Annotated in this window: 16 protein-coding genes and 1 riboswitch; of the genes, 9 read left to right on the forward strand and 7 right to left on the reverse strand. The window is 36.2% G+C overall.

All coding sequences use genetic code 11. From position 1 onward, the window contains the following. Positions 1–32: 32 nt before the first annotated feature. Positions 33–1,238 carry an MFS transporter gene (locus tag BN990_RS02300; RefSeq protein WP_038244755.1) on the reverse strand — a complete coding sequence of 402 codons (1,206 nt, stop codon included), beginning with the start codon at positions 1,236–1,238 and terminating at the stop codon, positions 33–35. A gap of 252 nt (positions 1,239–1,490) precedes the next feature. Here BN990_RS02300 and BN990_RS02305 point away from each other — a divergent pair, with 252 nt between their 5' ends. Continuing rightward, the gene (locus tag BN990_RS02305; RefSeq protein ID WP_038242094.1) at positions 1,491–2,405 is read left to right on the forward strand and encodes a DUF1002 domain-containing protein; all 915 of its coding nucleotides are present in this window, start codon (positions 1,491–1,493) and stop codon (positions 2,403–2,405) included. A 271-nt stretch (positions 2,406–2,676) separates the two neighbouring features. After that, positions 2,677–3,441, forward strand: coding sequence for a 3D domain-containing protein (locus tag BN990_RS02310; protein ID WP_038242097.1), 765 nt, complete (start codon positions 2,677–2,679; stop codon positions 3,439–3,441). 204 nt (positions 3,442–3,645) lie between these two features. On the opposite strand, the gene BN990_RS23330 is transcribed toward BN990_RS02310, so the two are convergent. Continuing rightward, the gene (locus tag BN990_RS23330) at positions 3,646–3,777 is read right to left on the reverse strand and encodes a hypothetical protein (RefSeq protein WP_021289917.1); all 132 of its coding nucleotides are present in this window, start codon (positions 3,775–3,777) and stop codon (positions 3,646–3,648) included. 272 nt (positions 3,778–4,049) lie between these two features. On the opposite strand from BN990_RS23330, the gene BN990_RS02315 reads away from it, so the two are divergent. The 3 genes from BN990_RS02315 (at position 4,050) to BN990_RS02325 (ending at position 6,772) form a co-directional block, all read left to right on the forward strand. Continuing rightward, positions 4,050–5,240, forward strand: a complete 1,191-nt coding sequence (locus BN990_RS02315; protein ID WP_021289916.1) for a glycine C-acetyltransferase — start codon at positions 4,050–4,052, stop codon at positions 5,238–5,240. Between the two features lie 48 nt (positions 5,241–5,288). After that, complete coding sequence (locus BN990_RS02320) at positions 5,289–6,236, forward strand: NAD-dependent epimerase/dehydratase family protein (protein WP_038242099.1); 948 nt, start codon at positions 5,289–5,291, stop codon at positions 6,234–6,236. A 293-nt stretch (positions 6,237–6,529) separates the two neighbouring features. Continuing rightward, the gene (locus tag BN990_RS02325) at positions 6,530–6,772 is read left to right on the forward strand and encodes a hypothetical protein (protein WP_021289914.1); all 243 of its coding nucleotides are present in this window, start codon (positions 6,530–6,532) and stop codon (positions 6,770–6,772) included. A gap of 93 nt (positions 6,773–6,865) precedes the next feature. On the opposite strand, the gene BN990_RS02330 is transcribed toward BN990_RS02325, so the two are convergent. Beyond that, entirely contained in the window at positions 6,866–8,488 is a 1,623-nt protein-coding gene (locus BN990_RS02330) for an ABC-F family ATP-binding cassette domain-containing protein (protein ID WP_038242102.1), read from the reverse strand. Positions 8,489–8,747: 259 nt separating this feature from the next. On the opposite strand from BN990_RS02330, the gene BN990_RS02335 reads away from it, so the two are divergent. Continuing rightward, a complete protein-coding gene (locus BN990_RS02335) occupies positions 8,748–9,371 on the forward strand; it encodes a hypothetical protein (RefSeq protein ID WP_021289912.1) in 624 nt (207 codons plus the stop codon). An 83-nt stretch (positions 9,372–9,454) separates the two neighbouring features. Here BN990_RS02335 and BN990_RS02340 read toward each other — a convergent pair whose 3' ends face one another. The 4 genes from BN990_RS02340 to rarD form a co-directional block, all read right to left on the reverse strand. After that, on the reverse strand, positions 9,455–10,072 hold the full coding sequence (locus BN990_RS02340; RefSeq protein ID WP_021289911.1) for a YpmS family protein: 618 nt from the start codon (positions 10,070–10,072) through the stop codon (positions 9,455–9,457). A 2-nt stretch (positions 10,073–10,074) separates the two neighbouring features. Continuing rightward, entirely contained in the window at positions 10,075–10,983 is a 909-nt protein-coding gene (locus BN990_RS02345; RefSeq protein WP_038242104.1) for an SGNH/GDSL hydrolase family protein, read from the reverse strand. Positions 10,984–11,301: 318 nt separating this feature from the next. Next, a complete protein-coding gene (locus tag BN990_RS02350; RefSeq protein WP_038242107.1) occupies positions 11,302–13,050 on the reverse strand; it encodes a PLP-dependent aspartate aminotransferase family protein in 1,749 nt (582 codons plus the stop codon). A 92-nt stretch (positions 13,051–13,142) separates the two neighbouring features. Next, positions 13,143–13,264: riboswitch (SAM riboswitch) on the reverse strand. Positions 13,265–13,341: 77 nt separating this feature from the next. After that, positions 13,342–14,247: an EamA family transporter RarD gene (gene rarD / locus BN990_RS02355; protein ID WP_021289908.1), complete on the reverse strand. Its 906-nt coding sequence runs from the start codon at positions 14,245–14,247 to the stop codon at positions 13,342–13,344. Between the two features lie 256 nt (positions 14,248–14,503). On the opposite strand from rarD, the gene BN990_RS02360 reads away from it, so the two are divergent. From BN990_RS02360 to megL, 3 genes are all read left to right on the forward strand, one after another. Continuing rightward, positions 14,504–15,550 carry an HNH endonuclease signature motif containing protein gene (locus BN990_RS02360; RefSeq protein ID WP_038242110.1) on the forward strand — a complete coding sequence of 349 codons (1,047 nt, stop codon included), beginning with the start codon at positions 14,504–14,506 and terminating at the stop codon, positions 15,548–15,550. An 86-nt stretch (positions 15,551–15,636) separates the two neighbouring features. After that, on the forward strand, positions 15,637–16,131 hold the full coding sequence (locus tag BN990_RS02365) for an SMI1/KNR4 family protein (protein WP_051738998.1): 495 nt from the start codon (positions 15,637–15,639) through the stop codon (positions 16,129–16,131). Between the two features lie 104 nt (positions 16,132–16,235). Continuing rightward, entirely contained in the window at positions 16,236–17,420 is a 1,185-nt protein-coding gene (gene megL, locus BN990_RS02370; protein WP_021289905.1) for a methionine gamma-lyase, read from the forward strand. The last annotated feature ends 302 nt before the right edge of the window (positions 17,421–17,722 follow it).

Here is a 17,722-nt window from a genome sequence, read left to right on the forward strand (position 1 = left end):
GAAACGAACTTTTGGATTTACTTGATAAGTACTTATCCTCTATTTGCAGTTAAGGAGCGATTGTTTATTGGTCTGTATTCGTACTTATACCAACAAAATAACATAATTAAGCCACTTAAAATTAGTAAAGCACTTGTGACGAAAAAAACAGCTGAAAATCCGAAAAAGCCAGATAGCATTCCCCCTAGTGCCGGACCAATAATATTTCCTAGGAAACGAAGGCTTGTGTTATAGCCGAGTACTTCTCCTTGCATGGAAAGAGGCGCTGTTTGTCTTATATAAGCAATTCGTACAGGAATAATTCCTCCGATCGAAATTCCAAGTAAAAATCGCAAAACAACAAGCTGCCAAATGTTTGTGACAAACGCACCTGGGAAGTAAACGATTCCTGCCATAAATAATAAAAAGATAAGTACTTTTATATAGCCTGTTTTATCTCCAATACGTCCCCATTTTCTAGTCATCAAAAGATTACCTAGTCCGGCTGCAGAAAAGGCGATACCTGCAAAGAAAGCAATATTTTCTGGACCATGTATATCTGCAACAAAAAGAGACAAGATCGGCTGGATACTGAAATGTGCAACTTGAACTAATGTTGAAATCAGCATGACCACTAATAGTACAGGGTTTGTTATGATATGCTGAATGACTTGCTTTCTTGTATAGGACTGCTCATCTTGCTCATCTTCAGAGAGCTTCAAATGTAATTCTTTTACACCTAAAATTACGATAATAGCTGATATGAAAACAGTTATTGAAACCCACTTAAATGTGTTGGAATATCCGAATGCATCAGCAAGTGTTCCCCCTAATAGAGGTCCCATTAACGTCCCAGTAATACTTCCGGTTTGCAATGTCCCTAATACTCTTCCTGCTATATGCTTTGGTGTTTGGGTGGAGATAAATGCTTGTGACATTGGGATAAACCCAGTAGCTACTCCCATAACTAATCGGAGTAGGAATAATTGCCATACGGTTGTAGCAAATCCCATTAATAAGATAGAAATACCAATCCCTGCTGCAGAAAAGATTAATATCTTCTTACGCCCGTATTTATCACCAATGCGCCCCCATATAGGTGAAAAAATAAAAGCAGTTACAAAGGTAATTGCAAAAATCCACCCTGACCAATTTTGTACATATGAATCAGAGAAATTCCCCATCGATTCAATATATAAAGAAATAAAGGGAAGTACCATCGTCATACTTCCAGCAATAAAAAAGTTAGCAAACCACATGATTGCTAAATTCCGCTTCACGATAGGATGATTGTCAATGATGATAAAGACCTTCCTTCTTGAAATTATTTCGCTACCCTAAATAATATAGGAGTTATTTAATAAAAGAAACTAATTTGCTTATACATCTGAGGGCTTATTTTTTTAAAGAAATATATTCATATGCCACAAAAACAGGTATAATGATGATGATTGATAATTGCTTTAAATGAATCATAGGATAGAGCAAGAACAAATAAAAGGAGAACAAAAATGAAGAAATTCTTACTGAGCCTGATAATTGTTTTATTAACCATTGGGATAAGTTTATCTGTACAAGCAGATAGTGGAGCAAGTGATACAGATAGTATTAATGAGAAATTAGGTTCCCCCATTGTTGTATATGGTGCCCAGTTGTCTACTGATCAACGTACGAAGGTTCGCGAACTATTAAATGTACAAGATGGAGGTATGGTTGAAGAACATGATGTTTCAGGACAAGATGCAGCGACCTATATCAATGGAAACCCAAATTCCAATATGTATTCAAGTGCGAAGATTACTCGGCAAGAAGCCGGGAATGGACTCACTATTAATATTGTCACACCAGAGAACATAACGGAAGTAACAAAGGAAATGTATGCTAATGCCCTGTTAACTGCAGGTGTTGAAAATGCTACGGTAGATGTTGCCTCACCCGTTAAAGTAAGTGGCCATTCTGCATTAACTGGAATTTATAAAGCGTATGATGTTGAAGGGGAACAACTTGATAAGGAACGAATGGAATTAGCGAATGAAGAGCTTGATGTCGCTACGCAATTAGCAGAAAAAGAGGGAATGAGTCAGGAAAAGGTAAGTCAATTATTGACGGATATCAAAAAAACAATTGCTGAGCAAAATCCAGCAACCAAAGAAGAAGTAGAGCAAATCGTTCAGGAGCAGTTAGATCAATTAGAAATCTCTTTAAGTGAAGCAGATCGTCAAATGCTCATTGACTTAATTGATAAAATGCGAGATTTGAATATTAATTTCGACCAAGTGAAAAACCAATTAGAGGATATAGCATCAACGATCAAAGATAAAGCAGACGAACTAGGATTAGATGAAGGCTTCTGGGAAAAAGTAGCTAATTTCTTTAGCGATATGTTCCAGGCATTAAGTAACTTTTTTAAAGGATTATTTAATTAATGAAGTTTTAGCAGTAACTCTTTATTTCTATTAGACATAAAGAGTTACTGCTTTTTTTAAAGGTTAATATTTACCATTTAATATGTCAATCTCACTTAAATGTAATGAAAAATCAATTAACTCTAGTACTTTTATCACAAAAAGATTACATTTGTAACATAAGTCGGTAGTTTAGTAATTGTTGTAATTGACTCTTAAACCTTCTGTAACTGCATTGCCCTTCCCCTTGTGGTACGATAGGCAATGTCAGAAATTTAAGGAGGGAGTACGAATGAAAAAATTAGTAGCTTCATTCGCAACAGGAATTATCATTGCTGGCACTGCTGCTTCCACTGTATCAGCAGAAGAGTACGAAGTGAAAAAAGGGGATAACCTTTGGGATATTGCCAACGAATACAACACGACTGTTGAAAATCTAGTAGACATAAATGAATTAAAATCAACTATGATTCAACCAAAACAAACATTATTTATAAATGATAAATATAAAGTCCAAGAAGGAGATACATTAACTAGTATTTCAAATGAATATGATGTATCGGTTGATAATCTTAAAGATTGGAACAACTTAGAATCAGATATCATTGTCATTGGTCAGGAATTAACGATCGAAGGAGTTAATGTCTCACAAGATGACAAGCCAGCTGCAAAAGTAGAAAAGAAAGCTAAAGCTGAAGAACCAAAAGAAACAGCTAAGAATACACAGAACACTTCTTCAAAAGAACCAAAAGAAGAGAATCCAGAGGGGAAAACAATTTCAGTAGAAGCTACTGCTTATACTGCTGATTGTGAAGGTTGCTCTGGAGTTACTTCAACAGGCGTGGATTTAAATAAGAATCCAGATGCAAAAGTAATTGCTGTTGATCCAAATGTCATCCCGCTAGGGTCAAAAGTACATGTTGAGGGATATGGTTATGCTACTGCTGCTGATATCGGCAGTGCAATTAAAGGAAATAAAATTGACGTTCATGTTCAATCAGAAGAAGAAGCAACGAACTGGGGCGTTAAATCAGTTGATGTAACAATTGTGGAATAACTGAATAAACATGATAAAAGATAGTTGAAGAGAATGGAACGAGAGATCTTTTCTCTCGTTCCATTATATATTTGAACAACTATATAACATCTCCATGAAAAGATTGAATCATAAGATGGAATACATATACATATTTAATTGAAACATTTATTAACATGATAATTAAGTGGTTGATCATGTTGTTTTAGTATGTGTTGAAAGGTATTAAGAATTGACTTTTATCGAATTTGGGTTTTCATCTACAATTTCATTCGAATCGTCATTCATTTCGACATATCCGAAAATTCCGAAAGTAATAATAAGCATAGCGAAAATGGCGACAAGTACTTTCTTCATTTTTTATTCCTCCATCTCTTATTGCTATCCTCAGTATATTAGAAATTTCTTTCAATAACCATAGTTTTTGGTGACATTTTTCAAGGGAAATCTTACAAATTCGTAAGTTCTTCTCCAAAATATGACAATCAAAGCGATCTTCTCTTATTAAACATTTCTAATGCTTTATGTTAAACTAAAAAAGGATTGAACGTTTATATATGTTATAACAATGAAGGGTTTATTTTCTCATGATACAAAACTTGCATATAGTAGAAGGAGGACGTACGAAAATGACGAGTAAAGCACTAGATTCTTTGTTAAATAAAAATATTGCTGACTTAAAAGAACGTGGTTTATATAATGAGATTGATCCAGTCCAAGGGCCTAATGGGCCAGAAATTAATATTGGTGGAAAAACATTGGTAAACCTTTCTTCCAATAACTATCTTGGACTTGCTACAGATGAGCGCTTAAAAGAAGTTGCTAAGCAAGCAGTCGATTCTCATGGAGTAGGGGCTGGAGCAGTTCGAACCATTAATGGGACTTTAGATCTGCATCTAGAGTTAGAGAAAAGACTTGCTGAATTTAAAGATACAGAAGCTGTAATTTCCTATCAATCTGGTTTTAATTGTAATATGGCAGCTATTTCGGCTGTCATGGATAAGCATGATGCTATTCTATCGGATGAATTAAACCATGCTTCCATAATTGACGGATGCCGTCTATCGAAAGCGAAGATTATCCGTTTTAATCACTCCGATATGGAGGATTTACGAACAAAAGCAAAAGAAGCGGTTGAATCTGGCCAATATAATAAAATTATGATTATTACAGATGGTGTATTTTCAATGGATGGGGATATTGCTAAGCTTCCTGAAATTGTAGAAATCGCAGAGGAATTTGATCTAATCACGTACGTTGATGATGCACATGGATCTGGTGTGCTTGGGAAGGGCGCAGGAACCGTTAAACATTTTGGTTTGCAAGACAAAGTTGACTTTCAGATGGGAACGTTATCGAAAGCGATTGGAGTTATTGGAGGTTATGTAGCAGGTAAGGCTAACCTTATCGATTGGTTAAAAGTGCGATCACGCCCATTCTTATTCTCAACAGCAGTATCACCAGCGGATGCAGTTGCAAGTACGAAAGCAGTAGAAATCCTAATGGAAAGCACGGAGCTAAATGAAAAACTATGGGAAAATGCGAATTACTTAAAAGCAGGATTGAAAAATCTAGGTTTTGATATTGGCGATAGTGAAACACCAATTACTCCATGTGTAATTGGAGATGAAAATGCCACCCAAGCGTTCAGTAAACGGTTAAATGAAGAGGGTGTTTATGCAAAGTCAATCGTATTTCCTACAGTACCAAGGGGAACAGGCCGAGTTCGCAATATGCCAAGTGCCGCTCATACAAAAGAAATGTTAGATAAGGCGCTTGATGTATATGAAAAAGTTGGAAAAGAATTGGGTGTAATTTAAACACAACTTTAGAAATTTGTATGTTGAATGAGAGAGGAATATTGAGAAATGAAGAAAATATTAGTTACAGGAGCTTTAGGACAAATTGGTTCAGAGCTTGTTGTGAAATTAAGAGAGATTTACGGGGTTAATCAGGTAATCGGAACAGATATCCGAGAAGCAGATGGGATCATTGCTGAAGGACCATTTGAAGTGGTCGATGTAACAGACGCAAGCCAGCTATATCAAGTAGCTAATAAATATGATGTCGACACAATCATGCATTTAGCAGCATTATTATCTGCCAAAGCAGAAGAAAATCCAAAATTGGCTTGGCATATTAATATGGGAGGATTAGTGAATGCATTAGAAATAGCTCGTGAATTGAACTTGCAATTCTTTACACCTAGTTCCATAGGTGCATTTGGTCCTTCTACGCCGAAAGATCATACGCCGCAGGATACGCTACAACGCCCGACGACGATGTATGGAGTGAACAAAGTCTCAGGTGAATTATTATCTGATTACTACTACCATCGTTTTGGTGTGGATACACGTGGTGTTCGTTATCCAGGATTAATATCTCATGTAACCTTACCTGGTGGAGGTACCACCGATTATGCTGTAGAAATCTATTATGAAGCGATCAAAAAGAAAGCATATACTTCTTGTATTGCTTCAGGTACGTATATGGATATGATGTATATGCCAGATGCTCTAAATGCAATTATTCAATTGATGGAAGCAGACCCGAACCGATTAAAGCATCGAAATGCTTTTAATATTTCTGCTATTTCAGCGGCACCAGAGGATTTTGCGAAGGCTATCCAGAAACATATTCCTGAATTTAAGCTGGATTTTCAAGTAGATCCGTTTAAACAAAAAATTGCGGATAGCTGGCCAAATAGTATTGACTCCTCAGCAGCTGCAGAGGAATGGGATTTTAAAGCTACGTATGATATTGATAAAATGACAGCCGAGATGCTAGAAAAAGTGAGTCATAAATTTGTAAAGTAATATAGGAGAGGGTGCCAAAGGAGCACCCTCTTTTTTAAAGTTAAAAAGTATTCACAAGAGGGCAGAGAGCTAGTGGGTGTTTAGCAGAGGAATATACCTTTATCTCATGCTTATACTTAACCTCCAAGCACAAGGCAGAGCATTTGTGTGTGTTGTTGGATACGCGCTTTGGGCGATTCCACATGAGTTTACAGCAGAAAGCGGCTCCTCATAAGAGGGTCCTACTTGTTTTCTAAACATATTTTGTCACGAACACAAATATACTGGATATAAATCAGGAGGAGGTTTCTCCATTGGATAAGAAACACACCCCTTTGTTATTAGGTCTCGTAGCTATTGTCTCAGCCTTTATCCCAGTTTTTCCAAAAGTATTAACCCTCATTGGTTGTCTAGCTGGGATCATCGGTACCTATCTTTCTACCAAATTACCTCACCAAATGACCACAGTTAGATATCAAAAACTATCCAAGTTAATTTGTTATATTGGTACAGCTATTGCTGCAATTATGTTTCTCTATACATGGGTAATGAAGTAAGAAAAGACCCGCGTCATCATCACGGATTGACACGGGTCTTTGTTATTACAGAGGGTAAATAATCCCTTTTGCAGAAGTTATTTGCTATGTTAATTAGCTAGCATACATCGTTGCTATTTTGTCTTGTAATTCTTTATCCTGCACGTATTCATCATAACTCATTTCTTTATCAATTATTCCGTTAGGGGTGATCTCAATCAGCCGGTTTGCAATACTTTGAATGAATTGATGATCGTGTGACGTAAATAGTATGGAGCCGTTAAATTTAATTAAACCATTATTTAGTGATTGAATCGATTCTAAATCAAGGTGATTTGTCGGCTCATCTAATAGAAGAACATTTGCATTGCTCAACATCATTTTAGATAGCATACAGCGGACTTTCTCTCCACCTGATAATACATTTGCTTTTTTCAATGCTTGATCACCGGAGAAAAGCATTCTACCGAGAAATCCACGTAGAAATGTTTCTGTTTCATCTTCAGGTGAATATTGGCGTAACCAATCAACTAGAGATAGGTCGCTATTTTCGAAATAAGCAGCATTATCTTTAGGGAAGTACGATTGAGACGTAGTCACGCCCCATTTATATGTTCCCGCATCAGGTTCCATTTCTCCCATTAAGATTTTAAATAAGGTTGTTTTGGCAATATCATCTTTGCCAACAAGGGCAATCTTATCATCTTTATTCATGGTAAAGCTGACATTATCAAGTACTTTTTCGCCATTAATGGTTTTAGTTAATCCTTCCACTCGTAATAAATCATTTCCGATTTCACGCCCAGGTGTAAAAGAGATATATGGATACTTTCTAGATGAAGGTTTGATATCATCCAGTGTGATATTGTCCAGTAATTTCTTCCTGGAAGTTGCTTGCTTTGACTTAGAAGCATTGGCGCTGAAACGTGCGATGAAAGACTGTAATTCCTTTATTTTTTCCTCTTTCTTTTTATTTGCTTCTTGAGCCATTTTATTTGCTAATTGACTTGATTCATACCAGAAATCATAATTTCCGATATAAATTTCAATTTTTCCATAATCTACATCTGCAATATGGGTACATACTTTATTTAAGAAATGTCGGTCGTGAGATACAACAATCACGGTATTTTCAAAATGAATAAGGAATTCTTCCAACCATTGAATAGCGTGTATATCTAACCCGTTAGTAGGCTCATCTAGTAGTAAAATATCGGGATTACCGAATAACGCTTGTGCAAGTAATACTTTTACTTTTTGATCTGCTGATAGTTCAGCCATTTGCTTATCGTGTAAAGATTCTGGAATTCCTAGCCCTTTCAAAAGTACAGCAGCATCAGACTCGGCTTCCCAACCATTCATTTCCGCGAATTCTCCTTCTAGTTCTGCAGCACGCATACCATCCTCTTCAGAGAAGTCGCCTTTCATATAAATTGCGTCTTTTTCTTGTTTGACAGCATATAGTTTTTCATGACCCATCAGAACTGTCTCAAGCACTTGGTTTTCTTCATAAGCAAAGTGATCTTGTTTTAACACAGCAAGCCTTTCTCCGGGGGAAAGGGATACATTACCAGTCTGTGGTTCAATTTCACCAGATAATATCTTTAAAAAGGTTGATTTTCCAGCTCCGTTAGCTCCAATTAATCCGTAACAGTTGCCGGGTGTGAATTTTAAATTTACATCTTCAAACAACTTTTTATCGCCATATCGTAAACTAACATTAGATACATTAATCATGCTTGTTAATTTCCTCCAATAAAATAAATGTAATCATGGTTAGCTTACGTTATTTAAAGGTTTTCGTCAATCTTTACATATTAATTTAGCTGTCATTGCGATTTCATTTTACATCGGGCAGCATCTATCTATACAGGAATAGGTATATTATCACAAGAAATAAAAAAAGAACTTGTATAATTAGCAATTATTTGTAATAGTAGAATAGATAAGGGGATTACCTAAAATGCTTCTTTATCAATTGGGGGGAGGGGGTCTATTGGGAAAGAAAGTGATTTATTTTCTCTTTACAGATACAGGGACAAATTTGTCTAAGGCCATCAACTATTTTACTAAACAATCCTTAAATCATGTATCCATTGGTTTCGATGAAGCATTGACTGAAGTATATAGCTTTGGTCGCAAGCGGCCGAAAAATCCGTTTATAGGTGGTTTTGTAGAAGAGGATATACGAAGTGATTTTTTAAGAGATGCAAATTGTGCGATCTATCGTTTTACCATATCGGAGACAGAATGTGAGAAAATAATCGAAAATATAAAGCTTATAAAAAGCCAAAAACATAAATATAGATATAATTTCATTGGGCTGCTAGGTATCTTATTACAAATTGAAATAAATCGAAAATGTGCGTTGTTTTGTTCACAATTTGTTGCAACAGTATTAAAGGATGTACCATCTTTTAAACCAAATAAGCCGACTTGTTTTGTTACTCCTGCAGATATTAGAGATCATACGGGAATGGAACTAGTGTATGAGGGGCTATTAAAGAACTATCCAGCGGTTGAACAAGTGTCTGAACAAGGTGTGCATAGCATGAAGCAACAGAAGCAATCATTTTTATTTATAATATCATCGAAAGTAAAGCAATTTGTTATTCGTTAAATCCATAAAAAAACTTCGTCATCATAATCATCTCCTGTAAGGGAGATGATGTTTTCAACGATGACGAAGCTTTTTTATTCTTATTATTCAATTCCTAATGTTTGATAGGGTACACGGAATTTAAATGCTAAGTTATTAGCCTCTAAGTCAATGTGCTCAACCGCAACTTGGAAGTTACTTTTTAATTCCATATCCGTTACAGCAACATAAATGGCTTCATCTTCAGGATTAACAGTTACCCATTCGGGCATCGGAAGATATTTATCAATATACTCCATGATTTTCTGGTTAGGTAATTCTAATAAGCCAATTGATATTGATTTTTGCTCAAGAATAATATCTCCATTTTCTTGGACAAATGGTTCCAAATGAACAGATAAAGGAACAGTGGAAGAAAATACAGGCAATTCCCCAATTAAATGTACATCCTCCCCAAGTTCAATCCGGTAATGGTGGTTGGTATCATTTAAAACTTGATCAATATACGCATTCACCAATTCATTTAAGTTTTCTTTCGTTGTACGTACGATAAATTCGGAGCTATCATCTGTCTGCTCATTCGTTTGCTCAGGGTAATCAGCACTGGAAACAGGCCAAAAAATAAGCGCTAATAATACAATAACGATAAAAATATTAAATGAAAGGAGGGCGATAAACCAACGCTTCCATTTTCCTTTTCTCCTCTCGCTTCGTTCAGGCATTTCTATTCATCCTCTTTCTTATCTTCATTCGTTATAAAATCTAAAACACGCTGGGCCATTCGCTTGTATCCTAGATTATTTGGATGGAAATTATCTTCAGCGAATAAATCTTCATTGGTGTTATTAAATAAGTCAATTGTTGGTATAAAGGATCCATTTGATTGTTCAGCTGCAATTTTTTCCCCAGTATCATTCCAATTCTTAACGATAAGTCCGAGTTCTTTAATATCTTTGAAATACTTACCAAATGGATTGTAAAACCCTAATAAATAAATTTCAGTTCGAGGGTTTATATCATGTATCTTAGCAAAGATATTTCGTAATCGTTGCTCGTAATCTGCCCGTTCTTTTACAAAATCTTCTAGTTTTAGATTCGTAATATTATCCTTTAGCACTTGCATAATATCATTCGCACCAATCGTAATTAGTACAATATTCGAATCTTTTATTGAGGAAACGATATCTGGGTTATCCAATCGTTTTAATAATTGATCGGAACGATTACCTCGAATGCCATAATTATCAATTGACACAAGCTCCTCATCCTGATTTATTGCACGATCTAGTACGCCAAGATAACCACCTGTTTGCGTTGTGTCACCAACGCCCTGTGTCAGAGAATCTCCAATAGCTGTGATATGTGTTTTATTTGAAAAATAATTGATCGTTTCCTCTACTGCATTTACTACCATTTCGGAAAAGTGCTGCTGGTCTTCGTTTGTCGTTTCTTTATTTGTCTGTTCATCATTCTGTAAGGAGGTATCCGGTTGTTTCTGTTGCTCATCTTCTTTTTCTTCAGGTATAGTAACATGATCAAGCTTTGCTTTAGATTGACTGGTTACGATAAAAATAAGCGTAATACCTAGAAGAAGCAAACAGATCGCTCCTAAATAATACACATTTTTCTTCATGTTTACCCACACCTATGCTGTTATGATATTCGTGTATTTCTAAAATTGTCTCTGCTATTAATATATTCGAAAGTATTTCCTATATATATGTAGATCATAACTTGATCTATGAAAAAGGAAGATGATCCTAACAAATATATTTCTTGATTCCCTGTTTTCTGTATCACAAAAAATAAAGATCGCCTTCTGGTATAAGGCGATCGGTAAGGGAAGGTTATTTATAATTTTTCCAAATCAATAGAAAAGTAAACCTGATTTCTTAAATTGAAATCGAATTGTTAAGTTCCTGTGCTTCCATGCTTTTGGGATTTCATTTGATCATACTTGAATGGCCTCTGATTGACTGTTCGGATTTCGAATTGCTTCTAGTTCATTGAATGGGTTTTTATTCGTGACGACTGCAATTCCGGCAGCAATTGCGTATTCTAATATTTCATCCTTTTTACTTGGGTGTTCAATCCACAGAATTTTCCCTTGTTTATTGATAAATTGTTCTAGCACATCAGATGGAAGATCACTGGTCAAAAACCAAACAGCATCTATGTCGGGTGCTTTGGTTAAGTCAGTATAAGTAGAAAATTCTAATGAATGAGATGAGCCAATCCCAATTAATTCAAAACCAAGCGATTGTAACTGTTTTATTTGATTTAACTTCTCTTGATTAGCTTGCTCCAATCCATACACCGCAATTGTCTTTTTGCGTATGTCACCATCTGTTCGTTCAAACGGGGAAGATAATAACCAATTTATTGCATCTGCCTCCTTAGTGACAAGGCTTGCTTCTTGACCAGTGGCTGTGGCGATTGCCTGATCTAAAGTAGCGAGTAAATCATGAATCGACTCTAAACCAATGGATAATCGGATCGTCTCTTCTGTGACACCACTATCCTTTAATTCTTCAGCAGTTAACTGTTGATGGGTAGTTGATGCAGGGTGGATTATTAATGATTTTGCATCCCCTACATTAGCTACATGAGACCACAATTCAATGGAATCAATCAGTTTTCTTCCAGCTTCCCGCCCACCTTTGATACCAAAGGTAATAATTGATCCGGCTCCCTCGCTAAAATATTTTTTCGTCAATCTATAGGAAGGGTGTTTTTCTAATCCCGGATAATTTACCCATTCAATGGAAGGGTGGTCTTCTAAAAAAGCTGCAATCTCTTTCGCATTCTTATTGTGCTGACTAATCCGCAAATGTAATGTTTCTAATCCTTGTAGCAATAAAAATGCGTTCTGCGGACTAATGCACGCCCCTATATCGCGTAGTAATTGCACTCTTAACTTGGTTGCGAATGCAGCGGGACCAACATCAACAAACTTAAGTCCATTGTAGCTTTCATCTGGTTCGATGAAACCAGGGAATTTTGAGTTATTCCAATTAAACCTCCCGCCATCAACAACTACACCACCAATTGCGGTTCCGTGACCTCCAATCCACTTCGTTGCAGAGTGAACTACAATATCTGCACCCCAAGCTAAGGGTTTAGCAATATATGGTGCAAACGTATTATCAATGATTAATGGAATATCATTTGCATGTGCAATTCCGGCCACTTCTTCTATATCAAACACCTGTAAGCTTGGATTGGTAATGATTTCTCCAAATACAGCCTTTGTCCTTTCTGTAATGGCAGCTTCAACTTCAGATTTATTTGTGCCATCAACAAATTTTACGGTTATGCCATATCGAGGAAGCGTATTTGCAAATAAGTTATAGGTCCCTCCATAAAGATTACTATCTGCTACAATTTCGTCACCTGCACTAGCAACATTAAGTATTGCAAAGGTAATGGCTGCCATCCCGGAAGCAGTGGCTACAGCTGCGACACCATCTTCAAGTGCTGCAATTCGCTGTTCGAATGCATCTACAGTGGGGTTTCCTATTCGTGTATAGATGTTACCAGGTTCTGTTAAACCAAACAGGTTTTGCGCATGTTCGGTATCTCGGAACACATAAGAAGTTGTTTGATAGATTGGTACTGCTCTAGAACCAGTGCTAGGGTCAGGCACCTGCCCGCCATGCAATAATATTGTTTCTGGATTTTGTTGATTAAATTTTACCATGTAATAATCCTCCTTGAAATTTGGGTCTGGAGGAAGAGGAAGAATGAAAAAGCCCTCTTCTTAAGAAGAGGGCTTGGGTTTATCCGTTCCTCCTCTTATCTTCCAGATCACAGATTTGATCTGTAGGATTTAGCACCGAAAGAGTAATCTTTTGAATCACTTCCAGGTTGCCGGGCTTCACAGGGCCTATTCCCTCCACCACTCTTGATAAGAGATGTTTTATTAGTAAATTACTGAATATTATATAAGCATTCGCTTCTACTTGTCAACTCGTTTTGAGAAATTTCTATCTTAGATTTTCGCATTTCTTCTAATCGGTCGTTGATAACTAGCCAACATAAAGTTGATTAAAGCAATCCAGATAAATAAGAAAGCAATCAGATGTGCGGAAGTAAATGTTTCATTATATAAAAATACACCTAAAAATAACATAAGCGTTGGTGCAATATACTGCAAAAAGCCAACCATTGCTAGGGATATTCGTTTCGCACCATTAGCAAAAAGTAATAAAGGTACAGCAGTCATAATTCCTGCACCCATTAATAATAGATTCGTAGTTGAAAGGAATGAAACAAATTGAAAAGTGTTATTCGGAAGTAACACCAAATATAAAACAGCAATTGGTACGATAAGCATTGTTTCTATCGTTAACCCAATCATGGGACCAATATCCACCTTTTTTTTGAGCAACCCATAGAGTCCAAAACTAACTGCAAGTAACAATGATACCCAAGGGAATACTCCATAGCTAAATGTTAAATAAATGACTCCTATAGCTGCTAGTATAATAGAGAGAACCTGACGTGAACTGAAAGATTCCTTTAACACAATAATACCAAGTAAAATACTAATAAGCGGATTAATATAATATCCTAAGCTAGCTTGAACAACATGATTGCTATTTACAGCCCAAATAAATGTAAGCCAATTAATGCTAATAACAATAGTCGCTAAAGATATTCCGAATAATTTCTTTTTATTGTGTAGCAATTGTTTCCACTCATGAATAAAGTCCGGCCATCGTCTCATAAATAAAACGATTAAAAACATAAAAATAAATGACCATAGAATGCGATGAGCCAACGTTTCTCCTGGAGATACATCGTCCAAGAGTTTCCAGTAAATCGGCAAGAACCCCCAGAGGATGTAGGCTCCAGCAGTATAAATCATCCCAGACTTATCCTGTTTTGTATTCATATGTTCCCTTCTTTCCAAGAATGTTATCTATATAGTAAGCAAGTTTAGAATTACTTATGGAAAAAAGCAATAACAATGCTCTCGCGAAGATTTTTACTGTAGCAATAGTTGGAAATATCTATTACTTCATTCTCACTACCATAGGAGCATTTATCTGTTACAAAATAACAAAAAATTACAAATTTCCTATTTATTTCTGAAAATTCAAGTGATAAGATAAATATATGCCGGCAAACAATATTGTAGGAGGTAAAAAATGAAACGAAAATTGTCTATTTCGATTTTCGCATTTGTACTGTTGCTTACTCCTTTGCATATTGAAAATGTATTAGCCGCTGAAGAGGTTGTCAAACCATCTAACGAATTGAATGGAAAAGTAACAGAAGCAATAAAAGATGTAACTGCAGAAGGAAAAGAAGGAAAAGTCGAAATTAATGGAATGACTGTTCATATTGATCAGGACTATATTCAGGTTGATAGGGATAAGAAATCTGTTACTCTTCATGAAGAGAAGCCGATAACGAATCAACGAATTCGTTTAGAAGGAGCAACTATCGCGCATGGTATCGTATTCATCCCTCCAGAGCGCCAAAATAACAGTTACCCAGGACAAGGTCATGTACAAACATTTTTAATGTTAACAGATACGGATGGGCCAATTGGTCCTTTGAGTATCGAAGGGGATATAGATGTTAATACTTCGAATAATAAAACAGGTTCTTTCACAGAGGATTTTGCCAATGTGGAGGCAGACTGGAACTACCTTGAAATGTTTGACGAATATGAATATGAATTTGCGTTCACGCCTGTTGAAAAAACAAAGTTTTATGAAATAGAAACGAACTTAAATGTGGAGTTTTTAACTGATCAAGACAGCGTAACAGAAACAGTGGGTCCTATTTTAGCGAATAAAAAAGCATTTGAATATCCATGCAGGTATTTCGATCCTAGGGAAGTAAACGTGCCTGGTCAATGCCATGGCGGCGACTTTACTACCCAATTATTATACGCTGATCCATATTCTGATAAGGTAATGTTTACACCGGATACGACGACGATGAGTCAGGTTCCTCCGGAAGATCGCGTACCATGGAACAATGAATTAAGAGGAGAATACATTGCAGAATATATTGATAGATATGGTGACCCTACAAAAAAAGACCCTGACTTCGCTTGGAAAGATTATGATATACATCACATCATTCCGAGAGAATATGGAGGATCAAATTATTTTAATAACTTAATTCCACTGAAAAGGGAGTTTCATTCACAAAATGTGACGCCTTGGTGGACAAATTATTAGACAAAAAGAAAAAGACCATTTATGTTAATCTACATAAATGGTCTTTTTAACCCAGAATCCAAGTTGTCTAAAAAGGAGGGTTTGAAATGAATGAGGGCCTAATATATCGAACCATTTCTAATTTAAAGCAAGCGTTAAAGGATAATATATTACTCGTTCCGAATTCAAATGGCCAACCAGTTAAAATGCATTTTCAATTCAATGAACCAATTTCGAAAGAAGAAATAAATCAAGTGGAGCAGTTTGAGGAAATAACATTACCGTCAGATTACCTCTATTTCTTATCTTTACATAATGGGGCGACCCTGTTTGAACCATGGTATGGAGGGCAATTTGAATTATATCGTTTAATTAACGTTAGTAAAACGAAAAGGGCAGGATTGTTTCCTGAGAATTGCTATCCGATTGGCGACTGGAATGGCGAATATTTACTTATTGATGTTAAAAAAACGAAGGATGATCACTACCTGCTTTGGTGGGATTCTAGTATTGAATCGGATACCAAAGATTTGCAAATGAATTTTAGTTATTGGCTCTACCAATTTATCGTTACCAAGGGTTCTAAATTTTGGGAGAAATAATATCTTCTTACAGAACTTTCTAGAAAACGCTTTCATTCATGTTGTCCTTCGAATATGATGGATAGTAGGTAAACAGTTTACAAGAATTAGATAGGGGGATGACGATGAAAAGCACAGATAAGCAATTAGAGACAAAGGTAATTCACGGTGGGTATGACTCAAAGGATATGTTAGGAAGCTTAACAGCACCTCTATTTCAAACATCTACGTTTACATTTGACACTGCGGAACAAGGTGAACGACGTTTTGCTGGAGATGAAGAGGGATTTATCTATTCCCGAATTGCAAATCCAACAGTCCAATTATTAGAGGAACGTATCGCTGCATTAGAAAATGGCGAGCGAGGGCTGGCATTCGCTTCTGGAATGGCCGCAGTATCTTCGGTTTTAATTGCTTTAACCAAAGCGAATGATCATATCTTATGTTCTTCCGGTCTCTATGGATGTACGTATGGTTTATTAAGCATGCTTAAGGAGAAATACAATATTCAACATGATTTTTCACAAATGGAGAATGAACTAGCAATCAAAGCTCAAATAAAGCCAGAGACAAGTTGTATTTATATTGAGACGCCAATTAATCCAACGATGAAGTTAATTAACTTACGTACAGTTGTAAAAGTTGCTAAGGCATATAATATTCCCGTGGTTGTCGATAACACGTTTTGCTCCCCATATATCCAACGACCGCTGGAATTGGGCTGTGATGTTGTTATCCATAGTGCCACAAAATATATTGGAGGTCATGGCGATGTTATTGGTGGATTAGTAGTTGGCAGCAAGGAATTCTTAGATAGTGTTGCCATGTCTACACAAAAAGATATTGGGGGAGTGCTTTCTCCTTTTGATGCCTGGTTATTATTAAGAGGATTAAAAACGTTGCCAATACGACTTGATCGTCATGCCGATAATGCAGAAAGAATTGTTGATCAGTTAAGGAGGCATCCAAAAGTTGTTAGCGTTTATTATCCAAACCATTTCGACCATCCAGATTATTCCATATACCAACAGCAAATGGAACGGGGCGGCGGTGTAATATCTTTTGAAATTGATGGAGATAAGCAGGATGTGCAGCGGTTTTTAAATGAGCTTTCTTTTATAAAACTTGCGGTAAGTCTAGGGGATGCGGAGTCATTAATTCAACATCCTGCTACAATGACACATGCAGTTATTCCCGTAGAAGAACGGCTGAAAATGGGAATTACGGATCAACTTGTACGATTATCTGTTGGGTTAGAATCTTGGATAGACATTTGGGATGACTTGCAGAAAGCGCTGGATAACTTATAAGTAATTAGGAATAATCACGTCTGTTCCAACAATAGATTGGTATAGACGTGTTTTTATATGTTTTCATTTTACATAAAAAGGGGATTATTCAGTACAATAATTTATTATAATAGAAAATAGTAAAGGAAACGATTGCATAAACATTCAAACTAACGAGGAATATCTTTCTGTGCTATATTATTGTTGGAAGAGAAAATAATATATAATTATTTCATTCATGTGCTATTTCATTTTTGAACCTTTTTAGTTTATTCCTAAAAAGGTTGATGGCGCTCTCGTTTGAGTAAGGGAGGTTATTTTAC

It is taken from the genome of Virgibacillus salexigens (genome assembly GCF_000723585.1).
GTDB classification, from domain to species: Bacteria; Bacillota; Bacilli; order Bacillales; family Amphibacillaceae; genus Virgibacillus; species Virgibacillus salexigens.